4 protein-coding genes are annotated in these 7,311 nt (G+C 36.8%); 1 reads left to right on the plus strand and 3 read right to left on the minus strand.

All coding sequences use genetic code 11. From position 1 onward, the window contains the following. Positions 1-234 precede the first annotated feature (234 nt). From yhaM to V7149_RS06745, 3 genes are all read right to left on the minus strand, one after another. On the minus strand, positions 235-1,179 hold the full coding sequence (gene yhaM / locus V7149_RS06735) for a 3'-5' exoribonuclease YhaM (protein WP_335344878.1): 945 nt from the start codon (positions 1,177-1,179) through the stop codon (positions 235-237). Between the two features lie 302 nt (positions 1,180-1,481). Continuing rightward, a complete protein-coding gene (locus tag V7149_RS06740; protein ID WP_335344879.1) occupies positions 1,482-4,280 on the minus strand; it encodes an ATP-binding protein in 2,799 nt (932 codons plus the stop codon). 11 nt (positions 4,281-4,291) lie between these two features. Further along, positions 4,292-5,512: a metallophosphoesterase family protein gene (locus V7149_RS06745; RefSeq protein ID WP_335344880.1), complete on the minus strand. Its 1,221-nt coding sequence runs from the start codon at positions 5,510-5,512 to the stop codon at positions 4,292-4,294. Positions 5,513-5,811: 299 nt separating this feature from the next. On the opposite strand from V7149_RS06745, the gene V7149_RS06750 reads away from it, so the two are divergent. Further along, a complete protein-coding gene (locus V7149_RS06750) occupies positions 5,812-7,167 on the plus strand; it encodes an arsenic transporter (protein ID WP_335344881.1) in 1,356 nt (451 codons plus the stop codon). Positions 7,168-7,311: the final 144 nt, after the last annotated feature.

Consider the following 7,311-nt stretch of genomic DNA (forward strand, 5'->3'; position numbering starts at 1 on the left):
GGTAGAGCTCACCTTTCCGAGAGGCTCGTCTTGTGCTTGTCGGGGGTGGACACAAAGGATAGCTTCTGTGAATAATCATCGCAGGAACAATTGTCCTTTGATTGTTCCGAAGGCGCTTACGCTTTTCTATTTGAATGGTTGTCCACTCTTTTATAAAATATTTATGTTTTTCAAATAGAAATATGAATAAACAGCAAAAAATCGTCCTGCCTAATATGGAGGACGATTTTATTATTATTTATGGAAAGCAGGTTTATAAAATGATCTATTATCAAGTGCGAAGACTCTTTCAGTAAATTCACCTGGTTTTACCCGTTCAAGCGCACGGTCAAGCATATTCATTTTAGCGTCTAGATTATCAATATAATGAAGAATTTCCGCCTCTTTTATGAGCGGAGGCTTAGGGCTTCCCCATTCTGCCTTTCCGTGATGGGAAAGGACTAAATGCTGCAGAATAAGAACTTCTTCTCCTGTAATGGATAGCTCTTCTGCTGCTTTGCCAATTTCGTTAACCATGATCGTTATGTGGCCAAGTAAATTTCCTTCTATCGTATAAACGGTTGAAATTGGGCCAGATAGCTCAATGACCTTTCCTAAGTCATGGAGAATAATTCCCGAGTATAATAGATCTTTATCCAGACTTGGATAAAGGCCCGCTATCGCTTTTGCTAAATCAAGCATAGAAACTACATGATAAGCTAATCCTGAAACAAATTCATGATGATTTTTCGTTGCTGCCGGATATTCCAAAAATGCCTGCTGATGCTTTTTTAATAAATGACGCGTAATTCTCTGGAGATTTGGATTTTGCATTTCAAAAATGTATTGAGTGATTTTACTAATCATTTCGTCAGTACTTAAAGGGGCTGTTTCAAGAAAATCAGCCAGTTTAACAGAATCACTTGAGGAGGCTGGGCGTATTTGTCTAATTCTGAGCTGATTACGCCCCCGATAGTTTAATATATCACCCGAAACTTTAACAATGGTCTCCGGCATATAGATCTTTTCATCACCGTCAGACACATCCCAAAGCTTCGCCTCTATTTCTCCACTCTGATCTTGAAAAATAAGGGTTAAAAAAGGCTTTCCATTACTTGCAATTCCTTTTGTTGCATTTTTTATCAATAAAAAAAGTTCGATCTGTTCACCAACTTCGTAATAGACAATTCCTTTTGACATAAGTGGTCCAACGCTCCTTTCTATTAAAATAGTATATCATAGACAGATAAGAGTCTAACAGAAATCGATGGATAACCCATTGATTCCCTTTCAGTTTATCGCAGATTAACGGGCTGTAAGACCCTTAATGAATAGAAGTTGATAAAACGAAAATTTCTATGTGGAGGATCAACAGCCCGTAAAGGCCCGATTGGTTCAACTAACAATCTGTAGGGGATGATGGTCAACTCAATTAAAGCCATGTCCTAATGTCTTTGTAGGATTAGCAAGACCTGTACATCAGACCCCCACTGATTGAAGTTTCACTTTATTGGCATTCCCATCTCTTTACCAACTTCAACGATCTGCTCATCTGAGAAATAGGTTAATAAATGCTGATGGCAAGTAAAAAACAGAACCTGGCGCCCGTTTAATTGCTTAAGCAATTGAATAACTTTCTTTGTTCGATGTTGGTCAAAATTAACAAAGCTGTCATCAATAATGATAGGAAAAGAGAACTTTCCATAAATGGTAACTGCTAAAGCAAGCCTTAATGACACATAAACCTGTTCGGCCGTTGCTTGGCTTAGCTCATTGGCTTCAAATAATTGCTGATCCTTCCTTTGTATAAGGAATCCGCTTCCCTCTTGTTTTGGAAAGATTTTTATGTATCTGCCATCTGTTAAATACTTCAGATTTTCCTCTGCTTTTTCAAGCAATTTCGGAAGTCTCTCATTTTTAAATCGTTCAATCGTATGATTTAACATATCCTTTGCCAGAGCAAATTTGGCCCATTCACGTGCCCCTATGTCTAATTCTGACTGCTTATGCTTATATAAATGTAATAAATCAGCATAAGTGCCTCCTTCTTCTAACAATTGAATTTCATATTTTACCTTTGCGATGTCGCTTTGCAATACAGGAATATTTTCTTCATGCATTTTATGCTTTGTTGTATTGCTGTAAATTTGTTCATCTAAATCAGCAATTTCCCGAAACGATTCCATTTCCTGTTCATTTAACGTGGCAATCTTTAACTGCCTCTGTAAATGAAGCAATTGTTCCTCGAGCGTCCGTTTCCTCTCATCAAGTTTTCCAGTTTCCCGGAAAGACTTTTCAGTTGTTACAAATGCTTGTTGAAATAGCTCTTCTTTTTTCCGTTTGAAATGATTCCATTCTAGCTGATATTTCTGTCTTTCTTCCTTTAGCTCATTAAACTTTTCCTTTCTTCCTTCATAAGCCATATTCTTTTCGATTTCTTCCTTTAATCGTTTTCTTAACGTATATGCCATTTCTTGAATGCTCGAATAAGTCAATCCTAAAAACTCATTACATTGATGCTCGATAGCTTCAACGATTTCATTAATTTTTGCAGTAATTAATTGATGCCTATCAATAGCCATTTTCTTTTCACGATAAAGCTTTTTTAGCTGTTCGATTAGCTCAAAGGCATCAGATAAATAGGCAAGGGCAATTTCTCTAGGCAAAAACAAGCCTTTTCCAAGTTCGATCATTTCCCTTTCAGCCTTAACCATATCATTTTCCCAAGTTTCGTAGTCCAATAATACCCTTTCATATTGAGCATTTCTTTCTGTCCATTGAACTTTGAACTGAGTCAGCGGTCCTAATTGATTCCTGTCTTTAACAATGTCATGATCCGCATTTGCCGATTTCTTATTAAACAGATAAATTGAAAAAACAAGTCCAATGACACCAAGCAAAATGATTGGTAGTGTTGATTCGAATATCCCCCAAGCAATCAAGACAGAAAAAAGTATCGAAAATATTGTGAATTGAGTCCTTTCTTGAACTCTATTTCTCCGAATGTTTTCTTCCAAAGCTTTTCTTTCTGTTTCAGACTGAAGCTTTTTTTCATACTCCTTTATTTTATCTTCGATTTCCTCAAGCATCTGCTTTTCATTATTAAATCTTTCATCAAGGTCAATTTTTTTCAAATCGAGCCGCCGATATTTTTCCTGAGCGTTTTTGACTTTTTCCTTCATAAAGACACTTGTATTTATGGAGATTAAATCTTCCTCTTCAATGTTTAAATGAAGCTTTTCTCTTAAACTTAATTCTTCGTCCTTTAGCTGTGCACACCTTTCTTGCAGTTCCTTTTCTTCCTGTTCAAGCCTTTCATATAATGACAGGCTTTCGACAGCCCTCATGATTTCATGCTCCTGACCTAGCAGATTGATATCAGGTGTGTTACTTCTAATCTCCTCCGCTAAAACAGACAGCCGATCGGTAAGGCTAGAAATTTGCCCTTCCAATGGCTTCATCAGTTCTTCAATTCGTTCTAATTTTGAAAGACCATCAATAGGAAATTGAATCTCCTCATACTCCTTTAATTCCTCTAAAATAGCCATTTCCTCTAGCTTAAGCGGCTGAATTTGCATCCAGGCTTCTAATTTTAGTTTCATCGAATGGAGCAGGGCTTGTTCTGCTTGTGTATCTGTCAGTTCTTTTTCTAAACGTTCTTTTTCACTTTTGAGTTTCCAATAATGCTCATTTTGCTGCTCAGCCTTTTTTAATTCACTGCGCAGATGCTTTAGTTCTCTAAGCTTTTCATTTAAGTATGGTTTTTTGCCATTTTGTTTAAAGCGGCTATCCATTTCCTTTTGCAATGAATTTTCAGCACGAACAAGCTGATCTGTTCCTAAAGCTCCAGCCGAAAATAGGAATTTCCCTAGATCTTCTCCTTTTATTTGATGTACATTTTGAATACCATGTATATTAAATGAAAAAATCGATTGAAATAAGGTTTTATCAACACGATGTAGTAGGTCCCTAAGAAGCTCTTCTCCACCCCTAGTTCCATCCTCAAGCATCACATTTACATCTCCCGAGGCTTTCCCTTTAACCCTTTCTATGATCACGATCCCTTTTTCGTCTATATCTACAGTCATCCTGCCGCCGAATTTTGTGCCCTCTTTTGGTTCATATCTCAGCTCTGTTTGAAGCTTCGTTGGAAATCCAAATAAAATACTATGAATAAATGACATAATCGTTGACTTCCCCGCCTCATTTTCTCCAAATAGAACTTGAAACTCATGCATATTAGTCATTTTCAAATCTGTAAATTTCCCAAAACCATAAATATGGATATCCTTAATTTTCATCCAATCACCTCCTATTGCTTATATAACATATTAACTAATAGTCTCTCTGCCTCTTTGGCAATCTCACTTTTCTCCTCATCTGATATTCTATGCAGAAGCCTTTTTGCATCTGGATGACTAAATAAAGTTGAAATGCTGCTGTCTAAGATGTCATATTGGTCTGCTGTCATAAAAAGCTCCGCGTAAAATTCCGATTCATTTGCCAATTGCTCTCGATTCCAATAGGCTTTTTCATTTATTGTTAAGCTAGAAACCCAAACAAACGCCTCTTCTTCCCATTCATCTTCCTGCAAAGCATCTAATAAATCCCCATTCGTTATGCTACTCATATCCTGATTTGGCAGATAAACATCATTTAAGTCCAACGATACAATGGTTCCTTTATTTTCTACCCTAATCTCCTGCATTAGACTTTTGCAAATGTCATATATCTCTTGAAATGATGAAGCCTTTGAGACATTTACTTTCACTTCCTCCCAAATAACTGCTGAAGTTTCAATAAACTGCAGCTCCGCCTCTTCCTCTGTTAATTGAACTAAGTAACAGCCCTTACTCCCAGTCTCCTTTCGATTCCTTCCTTGAACATTTCCTGAGTAAATAACTGGAGGATATGTATGCAAGGTTTGGCGTTTATGTATGTGGCCGAGAGCCCAATAGTCAAATTCCTTATCAAGTAAATCCTTGATCGAAAAAGGGGCATATTTATCGTGTTCGTTATTCCCTTCCAAATGACCATGGAGAATCCCAATATGAAAATCCGCTCCCTGTTTCTTTTTATAATGATTGATCATTTTATCGTACACATGCCTTCTAGGATAGCTGAATCCATAAAGATGGACAGACACATTTTCATTCTTAACAAACCTGACTCCCTCTATCTCATGAGAGAAAATGTGGACATTATTTGGCATGGCTAGATGTGTCCAATTTCCTTCCATATGGTCATGATTTCCATGAACAACATACACAGGAATATTTTTTTCCTTCAGACGCTCCATTTCTTTACGAAATCTAATCTGGGCACGAATACTGCGATTCTCCCCATCAAATAAATCACCTGCAATAATGACAAAATCCACTTGATGGATTAAGGCATTGTCTATAACTGTCTTTAATGCCTCAAAAGTGCTGTCTTGAAGTTTACTAAATATTTTCTGGGGCAAGTTCATTAACCCGATCATTGGACTATCCAAATGCAAATCTGCAGCATGGATAAATGTCACCTTTTTCATTTGATAACCTCTCGATCTTTTTCCCCTAATTTTACCCTATTCTAAATACGAATGCACGTTCTTACAATCTAAACATTTTAGATAAGATCAAAGACTATTCTTTCTTAAAATTTCTCCGCTATTAACAAGATTTGCATACATAGTCTCCTATCCTCTGTAGGCATCTTGCTTATATGGATAAACATACTTTTTGACTAAAATGGATGTTTGTCCATACCCCGCTTCATTAGGATGAATATAAATATGGTATATAGGACACGCAGGGTAGATGTCCTTTCGAGTATAAGGAGAGAAATAACATGACTTTCGAAATTGGTATGACTATATTTGTCTTTATTGTCACAATGTTAGTCATTTTTTGGAGACCAAAAGGGTTAAATGAGGCGTGGCCAGCTTCTGTTGGAGCCCTGATTATTTTACTTACAGGGATTGTATCAAAAGCAAACATTCTCGATATTATAGATAAAATTGGCGGTGCCTCAATTACGATTATGGCAACCATTGTCATGGCTGTCATACTAGAAAGTTTTGGATTTTTTCACTGGGCAGCTGCCAGACTTGCAAATTTATCAAGGGGTTCTGGCTATAGGCTATATTGGTATATTCAATTACTATGTTTCTTAATGACACTATTATTTAATAATGATGGCAGCATCCTAATTACCACTCCTCTATTAATCATCCTTCTTAGAAATCTACGGCTAAAACCACATCAAATGATCCCCTATTTATTGAGTGGAGCTTTAATCGCTACTGCATCTAGTGCACCAATCGGCGTAAGTAATATTGTCAATTTAATAGCTTTAAAAATTATAGACATGTCGTTATATATGCATACGGCCATGATGTTTGTACCAGCGACATTGGGATTATTATTTATGGCAACGATTATGTTTCTAGTTTTAAAGAAGAAGCTTCCAAAGCAATTGCCGGCCACAAAGGATGAAATAGACGAGGTTTTTTTCACAAAGCATTTTCATCCTCTAAAAAAGTCACTATCTGTTGAAACGAAAAAGAAGAGAACAAAACTAATGTTAAAAGTATTATTATTTGTTTTCGTCATGCGCTGCTTGCTTTTCGTTGCATCCTATTTAGCTATTCCGATTGAATTAGTCGCTGTATTAGGATCACTCGGCTTGCTTATGTGGAGATGGTATCATTTAGGAACAAATCCAGTAGATATCATAAAGAAAACACCATGGCATATTCTCATATTTGCTTTTTCAATGTATGTGATCATTTATGGGCTTAATAATGTGGGGCTTACAGAATTACTCGTTCAAACTTTTGAACCAATTGTAAATAGAGGATTGTTTCAAGCAAGCTTTATAATGGGCGGACTTGTTTCCATCCTTTCCAACATATTTAATAACCACCCAGCATTAATGATCGGGACCATTACTTTGACTGAAATGGGACTAGATGCGATTACATTAAAGACCATTTATTTAGCTAATATTATTGGCAGCGATATGGGATCCTTATTACTGCCAATCGGGACACTCGCTTCCCTCATTTGGATGCATATATTGAGGAAATATAAAATTAAAATAAAATGGAAGGACTATCTTAGTGTATCCATCCTTGTCATTCCAATCTCTACAATCGTTACATTGTTTCTTCTCTATTACTGGGTGCAGATGGTGTTTGCATAAGGAGAAATGCAGAAGCGCCTTCGGAACAATCAAAAGACAGATTGTTCCTGCGATGATTATTCTTAGGAGCTTTCCTTAGTGATCACCCCCGACAAGCACAAGACGAGCCTCTCGGAAGGGTTGCCCTTTACCTTTCTGGGAGGA

Origin of the sequence: Bacillus sp. JJ1503, from assembly GCF_036965125.1 — a bacterium.
Taxonomy (GTDB): Bacteria; Bacillota; Bacilli; order Bacillales; family Cytobacillaceae; genus Cytobacillus.